The sequence below is a fragment of the Saliphagus sp. GCM10025317 genome, from assembly GCF_042663665.1.
Taxonomy (GTDB): domain Archaea; phylum Halobacteriota; class Halobacteria; order Halobacteriales; family Natrialbaceae; genus Natronosalvus.
The window spans coordinates 746,208-763,846 of sequence record NZ_JBHTAQ010000005.1; the positions used below are offsets into that span (position 1 = coordinate 746,208).

A 17,639-nucleotide genomic window follows, 5' to 3' on the forward strand; every position below is an offset into this window, starting at 1 on the left:
TGGTCTGTCACTCGAGGCGCGTCCACTCGAGACAGAACCGTTCCGCCTCGCCCGGCTGGTCGTCGAGAAGGCTCGCCGCTCGCGATGGCGGTCGGAAGGCGGCGCGGCCAGCGTACGGCATCGCGTAGGCTTCGCTGACTGCCTCGACGTTCGCCAGGGTGAGGCCGTCGGCGAGAAAGCGCTCACGCGAGAGGCCGTAACAGATGACGGCGTCCGACGCGGCCGTGACGATGCCGACGTTGGACAGGGCGTTCTCCGTTCCCTCTCGGTCGACGAGCGACGGATGACTACTCGAGTCCGTGAGGTCCGCCCCGCGGATCCAGAGATCGAAGCTGGCGGATGGATCGAGCCCGTCGGCCTCGAGCGCGGCCAGTTCGCGGAGTTGCTCGGCGAAGTCCGGGTAGCGCACCGTGTCGAGCGTCGGGGCGTCGGACTCGACGTCGGTGATCGGTATCGTGAGTTGGCGACTCTCTCCGGGCGTTAGCGTGGTGGACTCGCTGTGGCCGAGACTGACCTCGTCAAACGCCGCCTCCCCCAGCGAGCGGTCGACGAGTGCGGCTGCCTCCTGTGCGGGCATATAGGCCCCAGGATCGAACGGGACCGCGACCGCGGCGCTGAGCCCGGCCCCCTCGCTGTCGGCGGGCGTCTCGATTTGAAGTTCAAGTGTCCCGTCCTCGAGGAAGCGGTCGCGATCCAGCGCGTGAAAACACGTGGCCCGGTCGGTCACCGCGCTGGCGTCCGGGTAATCGCCGTCGGCGTAGCCGCCGAGGTCGCCCAGGTACGTCCACGACCCATCGTGCGTTCGAACCGACAGCCGATGGTCGGCATATTCGAAGCCGTCACCAACCACCCAGAGATCGAAGACCCCGTCGGCTGCGAACCCGTCGCGGCTCGCGAGCGTCGCCACCCAGGCGTACTGGAAGCGATCCCGGGCGATCGTGAAGGTGTTGATGGCGTCCCCATCGGGTTCGGCGCCGGGGACGTTCGGCACGAAGGGATCGAAGCCGGCCTCCGTCGGCACGTAACCGGTCCGGATGTACCACCCGAGCCCGCTCGCGCCAGCCGAAAGCGCCTCCCGGATCGTCATCCCGATCGTTTCCCTGTTCGGCGTGTGGTTCGGGTTGACGGTGTGGCTCTGGCCGAGGTAGAACACGGGCCGATCGTCGAGGACGTCTCGAGCGTTCGAGACGAGACTGTGGAGGGCAGCGTTGGCGCGGCCCGGTTCGACGTCCTTGTCAAACCAGCCCCGGTAGAAGTCGGTGAACGCGAACGCCGGGGCGACGTCACGTGCATACATCCCCTGGAGGAGTTCCTCGAACACCTCGGGACGCTTCGAATCGATGATGTACGGAAAGTGGACGAACAGCCCGACGTCGAGGTCGTCGTTAGCCGATTCGACGGCGTCTTTCTGGGTGGCGAAGATCTCCGGCCCCAGCTCGAGCAGGTTGTCGACGGCTTTCTGGGTCCACTCGCCGCCGGGAACCCACTGCCCGATGACCGGGGCTTCCTGCCAGAGGATCACCCGCCCGCGGTCGAAGAACTCGCCGTGGGCACTGACGACCGACTTCAGCCACTCGAGGTGAGCCTCTCGAGCCTGTTCATCGTTCACAAACGCTTCGGCGGGAATTTCGCTCAACAGTCCCGTATTGAGCCAGACGTCCAGCCCGTACTCGTTCGCCGACTCGAGGGCCGCCGTGAACGCCTCGGTGTCGGGGCCACTCGAGGGGGAGACGACCAGAACGACCGCGAGGTCGTGTCGCTGGGCGAACGCGAACAGGTTCTCTCGGATGGTCTCGCCCTCCCACAACCCGCCCGACAGCCAGAGAAAGTCCTGACGCGACTCCGACGTGTCGGCGACCGGTGGCGAGTCGAATCGGTGGTGAGCCAGACCACCGATCGCGCCGAGGCCGAGACCAGCGGCCAGGGCGAGCGAGCCGCGACGCGAGAGACGAGAACCGACGGTCGACCATCTGGAGGTATCCTCGGGCATGCGTACCAGTAACGTCGACCACACCACCCGGGACCTTGAGAGTTAACCACGCAGGCAACGGCCTATCCCCTCGTCTCCGTAGTACTCAGACGACCACGGAAACGACCGTCCCGCCGACGATCGCCAGCCCACCGAGGCCGAAACAGACCGCCCAGAAGGGCACCCGTTCGACGACCCGCATCAGGGCGCCGATAATCTGGCATCTGCCGATCACACTCACGATTAGGAGAGCAGACAGAGCCTTGACGCTCTAGAGGGCACCAACCAGAATCGAGACTGTAACGTGATTCCACCGCGACGCTCACGGCGGATTGGTGAACGAATTCAATCGACTCACGTCACCATGATCATAGGCGGCTCGCCACATCGCGTGGACTGCCCGTGTGACGAGTGACACCTCCTCGACGGTAATACACGAGGGCTCTGCGGTCACACCCTGAACAGGTGGATGGAAGTGTTTCTCGGGAGAGTGGGTATTGGGATGGCGATCGAATCGCCAGTTGACTTCATCGGTGTCGACGTAGTGGAACGAATACATTCCGCGCTCGCTCCACTGGACGTCGAGACGCGCGCCGTCAGCTGCTCCGATCCCGTCACCAAGTTCGATGTGGAGTTCGGTCGGAGCGATGGGATCGTCGTAGGACGTCTCGTCGACGAGCGGCTCGAGCGTGCGCCAGAGGTCGCGAATTCGTCGAAGAGCGGGAAGGTAAATCGGACCGAACTCGCCAGCACGATCGGCCCCTGTCATGCAGTGAGCTGCTGGCTCGCCTCGCTGTATGCGAGGGCCGCCTGTGCGATAGAGAGGTTCTGCCGAGTGGTGCGCCACGTACTCAGGTCCTCCCACCCCTGCCCATCGTCGGCGTCGAGTTCACGTGCGAGTTCCTCGGGCGAAACGACGTCGTACTGGTCTTCGTACCGGCGAATCTCCCGTTTCATTCGTTTGATGCCGTCGAGCAACTCCTCACGAGTCGTTTCGCGTCGAAGTTCGCGGATTCGGGTCATGAGCACGCGGTCGGCGTTCCGTTTGTAGACCGTCGATCGCCCCTCCTGCTCGGCTTCGGCGAACCCGGTATTGACGAGGGCCTTGCAGTGCCGACGAGCGGTCGGCTCGCTAACGAGCGCTCGCTCGGCGATTTCGGCAGCCGACTGGCCGTCGTGAGTCTGTTCGACAATCTCGTAAACACGTTCGAACGGTGTCGTCTCGGCCTTCCACTCCGCTTTGACGTGTTCGTTGAGGTCGTTCCACGTCTCCTCAGTCATAGTCTCACGTACGACTCGAAAGAACAAATAGTTTCCTCAGAAAATAATTCTTCCCTCGCAGCCTCCAGCAGCTACGTTCACGCGATCGCGGGATCGCATCTAGACGACCACGGAAACGACCGTCCCGCCGATGATCGCCAATCCGCCGAGGCCGAAACACACCGCCCAGAAGGGCACCCGCTCGACGATTCGCATGAGTGCGTCGATGGTCAGGTACCCCACGACCCCACTCACCAGCAGCGCAACTACAGCTGGCACGGGCGCGATCCCGGGCAGCCCGCCGGCGCCGGCCATCGTCAGCGCTGCCGCGCCGAGACTCGCCGGAATCGACAGCAAAAACGATAGGCGAAACGCGGCGGGCGGTTCGTAACTCCGAAACAACAGGGCGCTCGTGGTCATCCCCGAGCGTGAAATCCCGGGTAGGATGGCGAGGCCCTGGACGGCGCCCACCAGGATCGAATCGACCAGCGTCGGTTCCTCGCGAGTGCCCATCGAGACGGACTCGAGGCGCAACTGGATCACGCCGGTCAGGATCAACAACACGCCGATCAGGCCGATGAACACCCCACCCGTTAGCTGCCCTGCGAGGTCAACGGCGTAGATATACAGCGGGATCCCCACCAGGCCGGTCATCGCAGATGCGAGGACGATGTAGGACGTGATCGCGTTCTCCCCCTCGTAGGCCCGACTCGGTCGCCACTCAGGAACGGACTCTAGGGCCGCCCGTATCTCCTCACGATAGTACGTCGCCGCCGAGAGGGTCGTACCGACCTGTAAGAACAGCGCCAGTTGGAGCGCCACGCCGGGGTCGGTGCCGACGAGCGTCAGAAACAGCGAGAGGTTGCCCTGGCTCGAGACCGGCAGCCACTCGACGACGCCCTGGACGATCCCGGCGAGAATCGCGACGAGCAACTCGAGGTCCGACTCTGCGACGGCAACGACGAACGCCCCCATGTCGTGGCTGACTCTCGGGTGGACACACAAGACCGTTTACATTCCCATTTGGTCAGCGAACCCCAATCGACTCGAAATCAGTCGGCCGCCTGCCCGCCGTCGATGGGGATCGTGTGTCCGGTGATGTACGACGCGTCGGACGAGCAGAGGAAGGCGACCGCGCCGGCCATTTCCTCGGGTTCGGCGATGCGGTCCATCGGGACGTCCCGCATCGCCGAGGTATCGAACTCGAACCGGAGCGTCTGAATGGCCATCCGCACCATCCCGATCGCGAGCCGGACTCGATCCACCAATGATCGCGAGCCGGCGGCGATGCCCAGCATCCCCGACTGAATGTTCGTCTTCGTCGGTCCGGGAGCGATGGCGTTGACCCGGATGCCGCGGCTGGCGTACTCGAGCGCGACCGACTTCGTGAGGCCGACGACGCCGTGTTTACTGGCCGAATAGCTGGCGAGGCCGCCCATGCCGACTAAGCCCGCCTCGGAGGTCGTGTTGACGATTACGCCGTGACCCTGTGCTTCCATCACGGGGAGTTCGGCTCGCATGCACGCCCATACCCCTTTCAGGTTGATGTCTAGCAGTTTGTCCCACTTCTCCTCGGTCAACTCCGCTGCCCCCGTGAAGCCGGTGAGGATGCCTGCGTTGTTGTGCGCGAAGTCGAGGCTCCCGTAGGTGTCGACCGCGACGTCGACCATTTGCTGGACCGACTCGAGGTCGGAGACGTCCACCTCGACGAAGGTGGCGTCGCCGCCGTTGGCTTCGATCAGGTCGACGGTCTCGCGGGCGCTCGATTCGACGATGTCGGCGACGACGACGTTGGCGCCTTCGTCGGCGAACCGCCGTGCAGACGCCCGACCGATTCCCGATCCCGCTCCGGTGACGAGCGCCGTCTTCCCAGCTAAACCTTTCATGATAATCTCGCTCGATACTATCCATCGATACATGTATAGTAATTTTGGGGAACAGGTTCTGTTCTGGGTGCGAACGAAAGCCGTCGCGGTATCCGTCGACCCACTCGCACTGACGAGTCAGGCCGTCGCCCTATTGTTCTCGCTGTCTGCTCACACGGTTTTGCTAGTTACCCGACCAATACAGCTAACCGATGGCCGCGCTCGCCTGATATCCAACGTAGGCCGTTTTGGTGTCGAACGTTACTCGTGCCACGTTCCTTCGGGTCGTCGTGATCCGTTGTGTGGTGTTCGAGTCTTGCGACTGTGTCCGTCTTCTCGAGTGAGATCCTCTCCGTGGCTTGCCCCGTCCCGAATCTGTTGTTTCCGACGGGAACGCTTGTGTCTCTCGAGGGCGTATCCCACTTTATGACGACCATCTACACGGCGCTTCCGAATCGGTTGCTGGTCTCCCGAGACGACGGCGACAGCGAGTGGTCACAGTCGACTCGCCTCGAGGGCTACGACCTTGAGTGCGTCGCCATCTCACCAGACGACCCCGACCGGGTCTTCGTCGGCACGTTCGAGGACGGCCTCTTTCGATCGACCGATGGCGGCGACTCCTTCGACGCACTCGAGACAGACTTCGCCAGCGAGGCCGTCATGGCGGCGACGGTCAGCCCCCACGACCCCGACGTCGTCTACGCGGGCACCGAACCCAGCCGCGTCTATCGCTCCGACGATGGCGGCGACACCTGGACCCACCTCGAAGGGCTGGTCGACCTCCCCTCCGAGGAGGAGTGGTACTTCCCACCGCGACCCCACACCCACCACGTGCGCTGGCTCGAGGTCGACCCCCACGATCCCGACCGCCTCTACGTGGGGATCGAGGCGGGGGCGTTTGTCATCCGCGACGAAGCCGAGGACAGCTGGCAGGAACGCCCCGAGGGCTCGCGGATCGACAACCACAGCCTCGCCACCCATCCCGAGATGGAGGGCCGGGTGTACTCCGCGGCGGGTGACGGCTACGCCCAGAGCGATGACGGCGGCGAGACCTGGAACCATCCACAGACGGGCCTCGAGCATCGCTACTGCTGGTCGGTCGTCCCTCATCCCGACGACCCCAACCGGGTGCTCCTCTCGAGCGCCAGCGGCGCCTCGAGCGCACACACGGCCTCGCGGGCGAAGGCCTACGCCTACCGCAAACCGGGACCGGACGCCGACTGGGAGCGCCTCGACGACCGCGGCCTTCCGATGGGCGAGGGCGTCGTCCGGACGATCTTCGCCGAGTCTGAAGGAACGGTGTACGCCGTCAACAATCTCGGCTGTTTCGTCTCACAGGACTTCGGCGACTCGTGGTCGGTGCTCGAGGCGGACTGGGAGGGGCCGGAGTCCAAAACGCCGCGCGGGCTGGCGATTGTCGCATAACCGACACAACCATCTTCCGGTCTAACCAAAAGCAATAACGCCTATCTATCTCTCTGGAGACGCTCGCGGCGTTCCTCGAATTCTTCGTCCGAGAGATCCCCACGAGCGTAGGCCAATCGTAACTCTTCGAACGCCGCATCGCTCTGTCGAGTGCCTGATCGGCGAATCGCGCTGTACAGCAGGTAGCCGATACCGAGGATCACGAGCACGGGAATGAGGGACATGAGGACCCACATCCACGTACCCCCGGAGCCGTTCCACGCACCACCGCCCCACATGTGGCCCCATCCCCACAGTCCCATCATCGGCATCATCGCGACCATCATGACGACCGGCACGAGCAGGATTGCAGCGATGACGATCAGGAGCGTTCGAGTGAACGAATCATCGGTTGCCATACTCCAGGATACGGCGCCCAGGTACGTTATTCCTCCACCCAGATTCCCGCGAAACAGGAAACGTAGCTCGAATACAGCCGCGCCGTCGGCCTGATCGAATCGCCAGGCAATGCCGTCGGTGGCAGCCGACAGTCGCTCGTCCAGCGACTGTGTTCGTTTTTTTGAGTACTCTCGCCACCCACGCTCACGCTTGCTGTACCGGGTGTCTCGAGTGTCCGTCGGTCCGCCTCGGACGGCCACCGATACGAATGAGCGAGGAGAGCGACGTCCGGACGATCGGCGCACTGCTCGAAGACGAATATATTCACGCCATCCTCATCCACACGAGCATAACTTCCACGACGTCGGTTACCGATCGCTCGATCGACGTCGCTCGAGTAGATTCTGGAATAGCCAATCCTGAAATAGGCTATTTCAGGATTGGCTATTTTCGAATTCTTTGCGATCACCTAAGGACAGCTGGCGGGGCTTCATCCGATCAACGTCGAAGCGACCAGCGATCCCATTGAACCGGTCGACGGGATACTTCGGGGACTGGGAACGGATTCGCCGAGGGTGGTCGCTCGAGCCGAGTGTGTGCCCGCCCGACACGCCCCCGGGTTCGAAATCCTTTTAGGCGCTACCCGGGCATAGTAGAGTAACTGAGTGATATCATGGAAGTCGACATCATCTCCGAGGAGGGAAATCCCATGTTGCACCGCACGAACGTCACGTTTGAACTGACCCACGACGAGGCGACGCCCTCGCGTCTGCAGGTCCGTGACAGCCTCGCCGCGAAAATGAACAAGGACGCCGACGAGGTCGTCATCCGCAAACTCGACACCAAGTTCGGCATGCGCAAGACCGTCGGCCACGCGAAGGTCTACGAGACCTCCGCCCACGCCACCGAGGTCGAACAGGAGCACATGCTCGAGCGCAACAAGATCGTCACCGACGAGAGCGACGTCGAAGCGGAGGAGGCCTGAGATGGCACACTACGAACTCTACAACGCCGAGGGCGAAGTCGAGCGCGAACAGTGCCCACGCTGTGGGGACTCGTTCCTCGCCGACCACGGCGACCGCCAGCACTGCGGCAAGTGCGGCTACACCGAGTGGGCGTAAGCCGGCTCGAGTCGCCTCTCGTCGCCGTGTTGAACCGTACACGATCACGACCACAATTTTTCACACGTGAGGAGCGTCAGCTGTGACCCGAAACACCCGTAGTGAGTCGGACGCCGACTCGAGGATGGCCACTGACTCCAGTGCCAATCCCGGCCCCACTGACGACCGACCGCCGCGCGTCCTCGGCATCGAGGGTACCGCGTGGGCGGCGAGTGCGGCCCTGTACGACGGCGACGAGGTGGTGATTGAGACCGACGCCTACGAACCCGACAGCGGCGGCATCCACCCCCGAGAGGCCGCCGAGCACATGCACGACGCGATCCCGCGAGTCGTCGAGACGGTGCTCGAGCACGCCGCCGAGACGACGGACGAACGGCCACCGATCGACGCCGTTGCCTTCTCCCGCGGCCCCGGCCTCGGTCCCTGCCTACGCGTCGTCGGCACCGCTGCACGGGCGCTCGCGGGCACCCTCGAGGTACCCCTGATCGGCGTCAATCACATGGTCGCCCACCTCGAAATCGGCCGCCACGCGGCCGACTTCGACGATCCGGTCTGTCTGAACGCCAGCGGGGCCAACGCCCACCTGCTCGCCTATCGCAACGGGCGCTATCGCGTCCTGGGCGAGACGATGGACACCGGCGTCGGCAACGCGATCGACAAATTCACCCGACACGTCGGCTGGTCCCACCCCGGCGGCCCGAAGGTCGAGCAAGCCGCCAAAGACGGCGAGTACGTCGACCTGCCCTACGTCGTCAAGGGGATGGACTTTTCGTTTTCGGGGATCATGTCCGCGGCGAAGGCTGCCGTCGACGAAGGCCACGCCGTCGAGGACGTCTGCTTTTCACTCCAGGAACACATCTTCGCGATACTCACCGAAGTCGCCGAACGCGCGCTCTCGCTCACCGGCAGCGACGAACTCGTCCTCGGGGGCGGCGTCGGTCACAATGCTCGCCTCCGCGAGATGCTCGAGACGATGTGCGCCGACCGGGGTGCCGAGTTCTACGCCCCCGAGCCCCGGTTCCTGGGCGACAACGCCGGGATGATCGCCGTCCTCGGCGCAAAGATGTACGCTGTGGGTGACACGCTCGAGATTTCGGACTCCCGCGTCGACCCCGACTTCCGACCCGATCAGGTGCCGGTCACCTGGCGGAGCGACGAACCGGATCGGGCCGTCGTCGGGGGAGACGATGGCGGCGAGAGTAGAGACGAAGCCGCGAGCGAGAGTGAGGACGAAGCCACGAGCGTGAGTGACGACGAAGCCGCGAGCGAGACGACAATTCGCGGCGCCGAAGCCGTCGTCACCCTCGAGCCCGAAGCCGGTCGCGTCCGCAAGCGTCGCCGCCCCAAACGCTACCGCCACCCCGACCTCGATGCGCGCCTGCGACGCGAGCGGACCACCCTCGAGGCCCGTCTCACGAGTCACGCTCGACGAGCGGGCGTCCCGACGCCGGTGGTTCGCGACGTCGATCTCCAGGAAGCGACCCTCGAGTTCGAGTACGTCGGCGACGACGATTTACAGGCGGCGCTGACAGTCGACCGCGTCGAATCCGTTGGGCGGTCGCTCGCGACCATCCACGAGGCGGGGTTCGTCCACGGGGATCCGACGACGCGAAACGTTCGCGTCGACGCCGACCGAACCTACCTGATCGACTTCGGGCTGGGCTATCACTCCGACCACCTCGAGGACTACGCGATGGACCTCCACGTCTTCGACCAGAGCCTGGTCGGGACGGCCGACGAGCCCGAACCGCTCAGGGAGGCGCTCCGGGCGGGCTACCGCGAGGCCGGGGACGGGGCAGTCCTCGAGCGCCTCCGCGAGATCGAGCACCGGGGTCGGTACGTCGAAAAAGAGTGATTCGGGCCGTTCTGGAACTCCCTGGTCACAGCGGGGCCGCAAGTCCGAAGTCGAAGCTGAGGCGGATTGGGTCGTTCACGACCGGTGGGATTGTCCTTTTCCGTACTCGAGATGAGTCAGTCTTCCAACGACCTGGGAAGAACCGTATCCCCACACTACTGGCCACCACCGTACCGTACAGCGAATACGTCCCCAAATCGTCTGTCACCAACAGTGGTTGTGCCAGGTCGATTTTCACATGCTAGCCATTGGGTACGCTTCGCATACCTTCAAGACAAGCTAGTCTGTCTTTTGGCGTAGCACGTATATGTATTCTTGTATTTCATGAATCAATTAACGAACGACTGCCGGATTTCTGGTCACGAGTCTCGAGGAGCGATCACCCATGAGTAATAACACGAAGCACACGGGCGCGATTCTCAACAAATTAGCGAACGAAGGGTCGATGAATACCGCGGCAGAACCGAACACCCTCTCTGTCGAACGGAACGAAAGCCACCAGTCCGCGGTCGAACGTGACCTCGAGGAGATGATGGCGCAGGTCGTTAGCGTCCTCCCTGCCGAAGACGTCCGGTTCGAGGATGCGCTTCTCAAAGAAAACCTCGACGAGGTCCTCCTGATGCTCGTCGCCCTCCACGACGGGGCTAACGGCAAGGAACTCCTCTCGACGTTAGCCACTTACTTCGACGTCCAGTTGAGTCCCGGCATCGTGTATCCAGCACTTCACGACCTCGAGGACGAGGCCTTCCTGGAGATGCACCCGATGGTCCGCACGAAGGAATATTCGATTTCGAACGAGGATCACGTACGTGCGACGCTCGAGGCGACGATGGTCCAGCACCTCGCGTTCGGTTTACTGCTCTCTGCGTTCCTCCCCCGACTCACCTCAACGTAACTCCCACAACCGCTGCTACTGCGACAGCGATCTGCCGAATATCGTCGACACGCCACAGGAACGACGTTTTTAGGGAGCTCCCATCGCTTATTTGGCTGCCGCATGTTCTCGTTACAATGCGTTACCGTTGTGTTGCCGTCACTGCACTCGCTGCGGCGTTCGTCTGGGAACTGTGACGTTTCCCCAGTTATGCACAGCACCTCGAGGTCCAGATATCGAGCACTCATCGATCGACTCGTGGTCTGTTCTGGCTTCGTATTTCAACTTCTAATGGATAGTGCGCTATCTTGCCTTCCATCTGTAGCCGGTCTCATGAGACCGGACATGCGAACATCTTTTATTCCATGGGCGAGTAGAGATGAGTAACAACTGTGATCCCTATGAGCAGCAACGACACTAAGCACGTCCAGACGGAGTTGACCGGGGACGAATACGAACAGTTCCGTGAGTTCGCTCGAGAACACGGGCTGTCGCTCAAAGAGGCCGGGCACGAAGCGCTCATCGAGTGGGTCGAACGACAACAGCGAGCGGATCCAAACGACCGAGCGTTCACCGTCCTCGACGAACTCGAGGAAGACTCACTTCCAACATCGGCGGAAACTGACGCTCGCGACGAAAATGATCTCCTTGAGGAGTGGGACGGTAGCGAGGAATCGTTCACGCTTGCCGACGATCCATCCGCGCAATCCTGACGTCACATGGCAGAGCCAGTCGACACACCGATTGGGACGGTCACGGCCGAGCATTTTCGACCTGGCCACGTTCGACACCAGGTCGTCGTTGGCCCGAAGTTCCTCTATGCACTGTTCAACCCCCGCGATCGGATGCATCCGGTCTCGCGGGCGTTCATGGCGTTCGTTCGCGATGGTGACCTCCCCTATCGTCGGCTCATCGTCAACGACCACATCGTTGACGAGGCGGCAACGCGGTTGAAAAAGCAGTCATCGATGCGGAACGCGGTCTCGTTCCTCACGACGCTTGACGAGAGTACGCTCTACCAGTTCGAAGATGTCTCCGAGGCCGTCTTCGATGCCGCCAAAGCAACGTTCGTCGAGTGGACGGATCTAGATGCGTCATTCACCGATTTCGTCGTTGCAGCACACATGGACGCGCTGGAGGTCGATCACATTCTTACGTACGACCAGCACTACGATGCGTTCGATGTGACGACGCTCCCATATCGAAATCAGAATTGAGTAACACTACGCGGCTAATCCATCGACACCTTTTGAACACGGCCAGTGTTTCTGAAAGGAGGGCGTCGACGAACCGCTCAGGCTGGTGTTCCCGGAACGGTTGGCTGAGTGTCGGGGCGTTCGCCAGGCCCGCCGTCGCGAAGCTGCTCGTACGCGCTGACGGTCGTCGCGAGCACGTACACCGTGATGGTCGCACTGACGACCTGAGCCAGCACGCCTCCGACGATGCCGAGCAGGGCGACTGGCAGGGCGAACGCCGCCGTGACGACGGCACCGGTCACGAAGACGGCGACACCGAGGCCGAACAGCCGAAGCCGGTTGCCGCGGGTGAGCTGCCAGCTGCTGCGAAAGCCCTCGAGCGCGTTCTGGTCCTCGACGGCGACGAAGACGGCCCAGTAGTAGAGGCTGACGAGCAGGAATAGCCCCGGAACGACGAACAGGACGGTTCCGAAGGCGACGATCAGCCCGAACGCGATGCCGCCGAGGATCACGTTGAGCGTCGCCCAGCCGACGTTTCGACGCACGAACGCGTCGGGGATCGTCTCCGTTTCGCCCGCGGCGAACGTGCGCAGAGCGACGATCGCGGCGACGACGGTGGCGATAGCGACGATGATCGAGAGCAATCCGGCGAACGCCCCGCCGAACCCGACGGTCGGCACTACTGGTTCACCAGCGTCGAGTCGCATCGGCGATAGAAGGACGCTCGCGATCGAGAGGATGGCGAAGACGGCGACGAACCGCAGTCCGTTTCGAGTCGTGGTGCGCTTGAACCCATCAGTCATTGTGTCGATAATAGGAATTCCCATACGACTAGTAGGCGCTCGAGCAGCATATACTAGTACTCAGACATGTGTCTGGAAGTCAGACAGTTTTCGCTAGCTCGGGTCCCCTTCCCCAGACCATAGGATAGTTCTCCAGCTCGAGTGGACTCGGCCAAAATAACTGAGCGCGACTCAACCGACCGAACCTGCCGCTCGTTCGACACCCGAGTCCTCTACAAAAGAAACGCAACCGAACCCGGCCTAGAGCACGTACTCGCCGGCGACGTCCTGGGGCGTGATGACCTCGATCTCGCCGGCCTCTTCGAGTTCCTGGACGTGTCCCAGGGTGGCCTCGAGTTCGCCGACGCCGCCGTCGAACCGGACGAACGAGATGGCGGTGATGCCGCCGAGTTCGGCCGTTGTCTCGAGGGCCTCGCGGGCCTCGTCGCCGTCGGGGTGGACGAGACGCGGGCACAGCGCGGCGTTCGTGAGGTAGCCGTTGACGGGGTAACCGCCCGTGAAGCCGAGTTCGTGGTTCGCCTCGACGGCCTCGATCGCCTCGTCGTTGTACGCACCGCCCGGGTAGGCGACGTACTCGGCGTCGTAGCCCTCGTCTTCGAGCCAGGTGGCGGCTTCTTCGATTTCGCTCGCGGGCGTCCGATCGCCTTCGAGGGCCGTTAGGTCGTTGCCGAGAGCGCCGTAGCTCCCGATGGTCCAGCCGGCGTCGGCGAGTTCGGCAACCTGGTCTGCGGTGAGGCGGTCGCCCTCGTCGTCCTCGGAGGCACGGAGACGGGATGGGGGGACGAACGCCGTCGCGGAGTAGCCGTACTCCTCGAGGAGGGGCATGGCCTCAGTGAGGTGAGATTCGTAGCCGCCGTCGAACTGGAGGAGGACGGTCGGGTCGGGCTTGGGAACGAAGTGGAGGTCGTCGATCCAGGCCTCGGTCGTACCGTCGCCGACCCAGATTGAGATGTGGATCTCAGTGATCGCGCTCAGGTCGGGGTCGCCGTTGATGTACTCGACGCCAAAGTTCACGTGACGGATGGACATGCCGTGGGTCCGCTGGCGGTAGACCACCTTGTCGCGGGTCTCGTCGTAGAGCTGGATGCCGACGTTGACCGTCGAGTGGGAGGCCACGGCCAGTCCGGGCGTGATCTCGGACACGTCGAGGGGTTCGTCGAGTTCGCGCGCGATGCGAACCTGGGACTCTTCTTCGCTCGCCTCGAGGAGGACGGACTGGGAGCCGACGACCGAGTAGTCGGTGTAGGGGGTTGCCGAGCCGGAGACGACCTGCCAGTCGGAGAGGTCTTCGAAGTCGTCGAAGGTTTCGGCTTCCGTCGGCACGTCGCCGTCGCCGTTGCCCTCTCCGTTGCCGTCGCCGTTGCCCTCTCCGTTGCCGTCGCCGTTCCCGTTGCCGTTACCATCGCCGTTCCCGGTTTCGTTGCCGTCCGGGTCGCTCGAGTTGCTGTCGTTTCCTCGCGGTTCGTCGGTCTCACCAAAGCCCATACAACCGCCGAGGGTCAGTGCGCCTGCCGTTGCGAGATAGGTACGTCGCTTCATTGCGCCGACAGGGGGTACGACGGGAGATGGGGATTGTTATGAACCGGTTGGCGCCACCGTAGGTCACCACTTCCGAACGGTTTCGCGGCAAACTCACCCGCTCGAATCGAGCCGCTATCCGGAGAAATCGCCCGGTAACGAGGGTAGGAGGGCGTTACCGGTGGCCGGTCGCGTGCCGACTCCCTACTCGGAGTCCGTCGAGCGCTTCTCCTTCTCGAGTACGCGAACGTGCTCGATTCGCGTGGCAGGGTACTGACCGTCTGCGTCCTTTTCGACGGCCTTGACCATGTCCCAGACGACGTTCAGCCCCGTCGTCACGCCCTCGAGGGCCTCCATCTCGCAGCCAGTTTTTCCCGTCGTCTCGACGGTGACCTCGAGTTCGAGTGCGGCCGATACGGGTTCGCCGTCGGCTGGACCGTTCCTCTCGTCTCTCCCGTCCACGTCGTCTTCCCCAACCGATCCGCCCCGTTCGTCCGCCCCATCCTCGAGGAATCGAAACGCCGTGTCGACGTTCGTGATCGGGATCTGGTGGCACATCGGAATCGTCTCCCAGGTGTGTTTGACCGCCTGGATCGCCCCGACGCGCGCGGTCGCGAGCACGTCACCCTTGCTCACTTCGTCCGCACGGATCGCCTCGAGCGTCGATTCTCGAAGCCGGATTTCGCCGATGGCGACGGCCCGCCGTCGAGTGTCAGGTTTGGCTCCCACGTCGACCATCTGGACGTCACCGTCGTCGGTCGTGTGGGTGAGGTCGCTCGCCGTCGAGTCGCTCCGGTCGGTGTCCACGGTATCCGGTCGATCCTCACTCATCGTCCTCACCCCATATCGCCGCCGGAATCGCCTCGAGCAGGTCCGACGCGACCAGTCCGAGGTCGTGACGACGCGCGACGCGCTCGCCGGCGCGGCCGTTGACGTACGCGGCGGCCGTCGCGGCCTCGAGGGGGTCGGCGTGTTCGAGCAACCCCGCCGTAATTCCCGACAGGAGGTCGCCGGTGCCACCGACGGCCATCGCCGGTGTCCCAGCACGGCTGATGCGGGTCGTCTCGCCGTCGGAGATTACGTCCGCCGCCCCCTTCGCGAGGACGACGTGGCCCAACTCCGCCGCGAAGGCTTCGATCTCGTCCGTGACTGCCCGGAGGTCGTCGGCCTCGGGTCCGCCCATCCCCGCGAGTTCGCGCCGATTGGGCGTACAGACCAGCGTCGCCTCGGTCTCGAGGCCGGGCACGACCTCGAGAGCGTCCGCGTCGACGACGGCCGGGCCGGTGTAGGCCTCGAGAAATCGCCGGGCAGCCTCAAGGGTCTCCTCGGCGGTGCCCAGGCCGGGTCCGAGGACGACCACGTCGTCGTGGCGCTCGGCCGTCTCGACGAGGCCCTCGACCTGGTCGGGCGTCAGCACCTCGCCCTCGTAGGGCTGGACGATCAGGTCCTCGGCGTACCCCTGGATCTCTCCGGCGACCGTATCGGGCGCGGCGACGAACGCGAGTTCCATGCCCGCCCGGAGCGCGGCCTGGGCGGCGAGCGCCGGCGCGCCGGTGTAGGGGCCACCACCGATGACGAACGCCCGACCCGTCCGATCTTCTGGCCGAGCGAGGTCGACGTCTCCGGGCCCGGCGAATCGCTCTGCGGCCGCCGGAATGCCGATGTCGGCGACCTCGACCGTCGCCTCGAGGCCCTCGAGCCCCGGTTTGGTATCGTGGAAGGTGACGACGTGGTCGGCCGCGACGCCGTTGTCGGTGTGCTCGCCCGCGTCGGCGTCGAACCCGGAGGGGACGTCGACGCTCACCACCGTCGCGTCGGCCGCGTTGATCGCCCGAGCGGCCGAGGCCGCAGGTTCGCGGAGGTCGCCGCTGATCCCGGTGCCGAGCATCGCGTCGACGATCACGTCGCAGTCGGGCAGCGAAAACGATCGCGAGTCGATGACCGGCTCGACGTCGTACTCGCCTCGCTCGAGCGCCTCCCAGTTCGCTCGCGCGATGTCGGTCCCGATAGCCTCCGGTCGACCAAGCAACAGCGTCGTCAGGTCGTAGTCCTCGAGGAAGCGGACGGCCACGAGGGCGTCCCCGCCGTTGTTTCCGCGGCCGGCGACCACGACGACCCGCGTGCCGGGGTCGGCGACGCGCTCGACGGCTCGAGCGACGGCGTTCCCGCTCGATTCCATGAGTTGTCGGCGCGGGACGCCCAACGCGGCGGCGTTCTCGTCGACGGCGGCCATCCGTTCGCCAGTGATCATGCTCGGGCCTTCGCCGTCCGGGCCGTTGAAGATTGCGGGGTTCGGGTGAGGAGTCGCCGATTGCCGGAGGAATCGAGATTCGGCTGACGAACCGCCGGCCGCTGGAGAGAACGGACTTCGGGTTGCGAGTCGTCGGGGTCGCTTGTGGTGGGCGTAACGCGGCCTGCGAGACGCTTAGGTCCCTCGAGCCCTACCGTCACCCGTGAACGTCTTCTGGCTCGACGAGGACCCGCGCCTGGCGGCTCGCTATCACTGCGACGAGCACGTCAACAAGCTGTTGCTCGAGGCCGCACAGGTGCTGTGCACGGCGGCCCGGGAGAACGGCTACGACGGCGACGACGAGTTCCTCTACGCCTCGACGCACGCGAACCACCCGGTCACGCGGTGGGCGACCGAGTCGGAAGCCAACTGGCGTCGCCTCCGTGACCACGCCGAAGCACTCAACGCGGAGTTTCGCGAGCGCTACGAAAAGCGCGAGGACCACGCCAGCTGGGCCGTCGTCCAGCAAATCGATCCCGACCTGATCGACTTCCCGAGCGTAGAGCCGACCCCGCGACCACAGGCGATGCCCGAGGCGTACAGACGTGACGACCCCGTCGACGCCTACCGGGCGTACTACGCGGCCGAGAAGGCGCCCTGGGCCACCTGGGCCCACACCGAACGCCCGCCCTGGCTCGCCGAACTCGAGGCGAACGACGGGGACGCGTAACCGTCAGTACCGAATCTCGAACCCGTTCTCGCCCTGGGGCTCCTCGTACTCGACGTCGACGTCCCTGACGTCGGCCGCTGGGCTGCCCTCGTGACACCACTCGACCATCGACTCGACGGCCGCCTCGGGGCCCTCGAAGACCGCCTCGACGCGGCCGTCGTCGAGGTTTTTGACCCAGCCGTCGACGCCCGCCTCTCGAGCCGTGTCTCTGGTCGTCGCTCGATAGTAGACGCCCTGCACCGTCCCGGAGACGAAGACGTGGGCTCGCGTACTGTCGTCGGTGCGTTCGTTCGTCATACGCGAGCAGTGGCTCGCGACGAGCAAAAAGGCACTCCCGAAAGGGGCTTGGGGTTGGAAAGGGGGGAGGCGAGGGGTGACTCGCGGGCCACCCGACGGGCGGACATCAACGCCCGGG

The 17,639-nt window shown here is 64.2% G+C and carries 19 protein-coding genes and 1 pseudogene; 8 read left to right on the forward strand and 12 right to left on the reverse strand.

Translation table 11 applies throughout. The annotated features are described in order from the left end of the window. Nucleotides 1–7: 7 nt before the first annotated feature. From ACFQS4_RS05750 to ACFQS4_RS05775, 6 genes and pseudogenes are all read right to left on the reverse strand, one after another. A complete protein-coding gene (locus ACFQS4_RS05750; protein WP_497902705.1) occupies nucleotides 8–1,990 on the reverse strand; it encodes a hypothetical protein in 1,983 nt (660 codons plus the stop codon). An 85-nt stretch (nucleotides 1,991–2,075) separates the two neighbouring features. Beyond that, nucleotides 2,076–2,231, reverse strand: a pseudogene (locus ACFQS4_RS05755) (undecaprenyl-diphosphate phosphatase); the annotation flags it as partial. A 60-nt stretch (nucleotides 2,232–2,291) separates the two neighbouring features. Further along, a complete protein-coding gene (locus ACFQS4_RS05760; RefSeq protein WP_497902706.1) occupies nucleotides 2,292–2,738 on the reverse strand; it encodes a toxin-antitoxin system TumE family protein in 447 nt (148 codons plus the stop codon). Further along, nucleotides 2,735–3,250 (reverse strand): winged helix-turn-helix domain-containing protein, encoded by a 516-nt coding sequence (locus ACFQS4_RS05765; protein WP_497902707.1) that lies wholly within the window; start codon nucleotides 3,248–3,250, stop codon nucleotides 2,735–2,737. The genes ACFQS4_RS05760 and ACFQS4_RS05765 overlap by 4 nt, the downstream gene beginning before the upstream one ends. 99 nt (nucleotides 3,251–3,349) lie before the next feature. Beyond that, nucleotides 3,350–4,204: an undecaprenyl-diphosphate phosphatase gene (locus tag ACFQS4_RS05770; RefSeq protein ID WP_497902708.1), complete on the reverse strand. Its 855-nt coding sequence runs from the start codon at nucleotides 4,202–4,204 to the stop codon at nucleotides 3,350–3,352. Between the two features lie 77 nt (nucleotides 4,205–4,281). Then, nucleotides 4,282–5,115: an SDR family NAD(P)-dependent oxidoreductase gene (locus tag ACFQS4_RS05775; protein ID WP_497902709.1), complete on the reverse strand. Its 834-nt coding sequence runs from the start codon at nucleotides 5,113–5,115 to the stop codon at nucleotides 4,282–4,284. A gap of 405 nt (nucleotides 5,116–5,520) precedes the next feature. Between ACFQS4_RS05775 and ACFQS4_RS05780 the strand changes: the two genes are divergently transcribed. After that, the gene (locus ACFQS4_RS05780) at nucleotides 5,521–6,519 is read left to right on the forward strand and encodes a WD40/YVTN/BNR-like repeat-containing protein (protein ID WP_497902710.1); all 999 of its coding nucleotides are present in this window, start codon (nucleotides 5,521–5,523) and stop codon (nucleotides 6,517–6,519) included. Nucleotides 6,520–6,560: 41 nt separating this feature from the next. Here the strand turns inward: ACFQS4_RS05780 and ACFQS4_RS05785 are convergent, their stop codons facing one another. Next, a complete protein-coding gene (locus ACFQS4_RS05785; RefSeq protein ID WP_497902711.1) occupies nucleotides 6,561–6,917 on the reverse strand; it encodes an SHOCT domain-containing protein in 357 nt (118 codons plus the stop codon). Nucleotides 6,918–7,570: 653 nt separating this feature from the next. Here ACFQS4_RS05785 and ACFQS4_RS05790 point away from each other — a divergent pair. From ACFQS4_RS05790 to ACFQS4_RS05815, 6 genes are all read left to right on the forward strand, one after another. Further along, nucleotides 7,571–7,882, forward strand: coding sequence for a 30S ribosomal protein S24e (locus ACFQS4_RS05790; protein WP_497902712.1), 312 nt, complete (start codon nucleotides 7,571–7,573; stop codon nucleotides 7,880–7,882). Between the two features lies 1 nt (nucleotide 7,883). Further along, on the forward strand, nucleotides 7,884–8,018 hold the full coding sequence (locus ACFQS4_RS05795) for a 30S ribosomal protein S27ae (RefSeq protein WP_497902713.1): 135 nt from the start codon (nucleotides 7,884–7,886) through the stop codon (nucleotides 8,016–8,018). 124 nt (nucleotides 8,019–8,142) lie between these two features. Continuing rightward, a complete protein-coding gene (locus tag ACFQS4_RS05800) occupies nucleotides 8,143–9,873 on the forward strand; it encodes a bifunctional N(6)-L-threonylcarbamoyladenine synthase/serine/threonine protein kinase (RefSeq protein WP_497902714.1) in 1,731 nt (576 codons plus the stop codon). Between the two features lie 385 nt (nucleotides 9,874–10,258). Further along, a complete protein-coding gene (locus ACFQS4_RS05805; protein WP_497902715.1) occupies nucleotides 10,259–10,768 on the forward strand; it encodes a PadR family transcriptional regulator in 510 nt (169 codons plus the stop codon). 380 nt (nucleotides 10,769–11,148) lie between these two features. Next, a complete protein-coding gene (locus ACFQS4_RS05810; protein ID WP_497902716.1) occupies nucleotides 11,149–11,460 on the forward strand; it encodes a hypothetical protein in 312 nt (103 codons plus the stop codon). A gap of 6 nt (nucleotides 11,461–11,466) precedes the next feature. Next, a complete protein-coding gene (locus ACFQS4_RS05815) occupies nucleotides 11,467–11,964 on the forward strand; it encodes a type II toxin-antitoxin system VapC family toxin (protein WP_497902717.1) in 498 nt (165 codons plus the stop codon). Between the two features lie 77 nt (nucleotides 11,965–12,041). On the opposite strand, the gene ACFQS4_RS05820 is transcribed toward ACFQS4_RS05815, so the two are convergent. From ACFQS4_RS05820 to ACFQS4_RS05835, 4 genes are all read right to left on the reverse strand, one after another. Continuing rightward, nucleotides 12,042–12,770 (reverse strand): DUF7847 domain-containing protein, encoded by a 729-nt coding sequence (locus tag ACFQS4_RS05820; protein ID WP_497902718.1) that lies wholly within the window; start codon nucleotides 12,768–12,770, stop codon nucleotides 12,042–12,044. A gap of 216 nt (nucleotides 12,771–12,986) precedes the next feature. Beyond that, nucleotides 12,987–14,285 carry a polysaccharide deacetylase family protein gene (locus ACFQS4_RS05825; protein WP_497902719.1) on the reverse strand — a complete coding sequence of 433 codons (1,299 nt, stop codon included), beginning with the start codon at nucleotides 14,283–14,285 and terminating at the stop codon, nucleotides 12,987–12,989. Nucleotides 14,286–14,468: 183 nt separating this feature from the next. Next, on the reverse strand, nucleotides 14,469–15,095 hold the full coding sequence (locus ACFQS4_RS05830) for a cyclic pyranopterin monophosphate synthase MoaC (protein WP_497902720.1): 627 nt from the start codon (nucleotides 15,093–15,095) through the stop codon (nucleotides 14,469–14,471). Beyond that, on the reverse strand, nucleotides 15,088–16,515 hold the full coding sequence (locus tag ACFQS4_RS05835) for an NAD(P)H-hydrate dehydratase (RefSeq protein ID WP_497902721.1): 1,428 nt from the start codon (nucleotides 16,513–16,515) through the stop codon (nucleotides 15,088–15,090). The genes ACFQS4_RS05830 and ACFQS4_RS05835 overlap by 8 nt, the downstream gene beginning before the upstream one ends. A gap of 202 nt (nucleotides 16,516–16,717) precedes the next feature. Here ACFQS4_RS05835 and ACFQS4_RS05840 point away from each other — a divergent pair, with 202 nt between their 5' ends. Beyond that, nucleotides 16,718–17,224: a hypothetical protein gene (locus ACFQS4_RS05840; RefSeq protein WP_497902722.1), complete on the forward strand. Its 507-nt coding sequence runs from the start codon at nucleotides 16,718–16,720 to the stop codon at nucleotides 17,222–17,224. A gap of 3 nt (nucleotides 17,225–17,227) precedes the next feature. Here ACFQS4_RS05840 and ACFQS4_RS05845 read toward each other — a convergent pair whose 3' ends face one another. Then, nucleotides 17,228–17,521 (reverse strand): acylphosphatase, encoded by a 294-nt coding sequence (locus ACFQS4_RS05845; RefSeq protein WP_497902723.1) that lies wholly within the window; start codon nucleotides 17,519–17,521, stop codon nucleotides 17,228–17,230. Nucleotides 17,522–17,639 lie beyond the last annotated feature (118 nt).

Coding starts and splice junctions, on each gene's coding strand:
- ACFQS4_RS05775 (WP_497902709.1), bottom strand. CDS start 5,115: ATGAAAGGTTTAGCTGGGAAGACGGCGCTCGTCACCGGAGCGGGATCG.
- ACFQS4_RS05790 (WP_497902712.1), top strand. CDS start 7,571: ATGGAAGTCGACATCATCTCCGAGGAGGGAAATCCCATGTTGCACCGC.
- ACFQS4_RS05815 (WP_497902717.1), top strand. CDS start 11,467: ATGGCAGAGCCAGTCGACACACCGATTGGGACGGTCACGGCCGAGCAT.
- ACFQS4_RS05845 (WP_497902723.1), bottom strand. CDS start 17,521: ATGACGAACGAACGCACCGACGACAGTACGCGAGCCCACGTCTTCGTC.
- ACFQS4_RS05810 (WP_497902716.1), top strand. CDS start 11,149: ATGAGCAGCAACGACACTAAGCACGTCCAGACGGAGTTGACCGGGGAC.
- ACFQS4_RS05770 (WP_497902708.1), bottom strand. CDS start 4,204: ATGGGGGCGTTCGTCGTTGCCGTCGCAGAGTCGGACCTCGAGTTGCTC.
- ACFQS4_RS05795 (WP_497902713.1), top strand. CDS start 7,884: ATGGCACACTACGAACTCTACAACGCCGAGGGCGAAGTCGAGCGCGAA.
- ACFQS4_RS05785 (WP_497902711.1), bottom strand. CDS start 6,917: ATGGCAACCGATGATTCGTTCACTCGAACGCTCCTGATCGTCATCGCT.
- ACFQS4_RS05825 (WP_497902719.1), bottom strand. CDS start 14,285: ATGAAGCGACGTACCTATCTCGCAACGGCAGGCGCACTGACCCTCGGC.
- ACFQS4_RS05780 (WP_497902710.1), top strand. CDS start 5,521: ATGACGACCATCTACACGGCGCTTCCGAATCGGTTGCTGGTCTCCCGA.
- ACFQS4_RS05765 (WP_497902707.1), bottom strand. CDS start 3,250: ATGACTGAGGAGACGTGGAACGACCTCAACGAACACGTCAAAGCGGAG.
- ACFQS4_RS05750 (WP_497902705.1), bottom strand. CDS start 1,990: ATGCCCGAGGATACCTCCAGATGGTCGACCGTCGGTTCTCGTCTCTCG.
- ACFQS4_RS05805 (WP_497902715.1), top strand. CDS start 10,259: ATGAGTAATAACACGAAGCACACGGGCGCGATTCTCAACAAATTAGCG.
- ACFQS4_RS05820 (WP_497902718.1), bottom strand. CDS start 12,770: ATGGGAATTCCTATTATCGACACAATGACTGATGGGTTCAAGCGCACC.
- ACFQS4_RS05760 (WP_497902706.1), bottom strand. CDS start 2,738: ATGACAGGGGCCGATCGTGCTGGCGAGTTCGGTCCGATTTACCTTCCC.
- ACFQS4_RS05830 (WP_497902720.1), bottom strand. CDS start 15,095: ATGAGTGAGGATCGACCGGATACCGTGGACACCGACCGGAGCGACTCG.
- ACFQS4_RS05835 (WP_497902721.1), bottom strand. CDS start 16,515: ATGATCACTGGCGAACGGATGGCCGCCGTCGACGAGAACGCCGCCGCG.
- ACFQS4_RS05800 (WP_497902714.1), top strand. CDS start 8,143: ATGGCCACTGACTCCAGTGCCAATCCCGGCCCCACTGACGACCGACCG.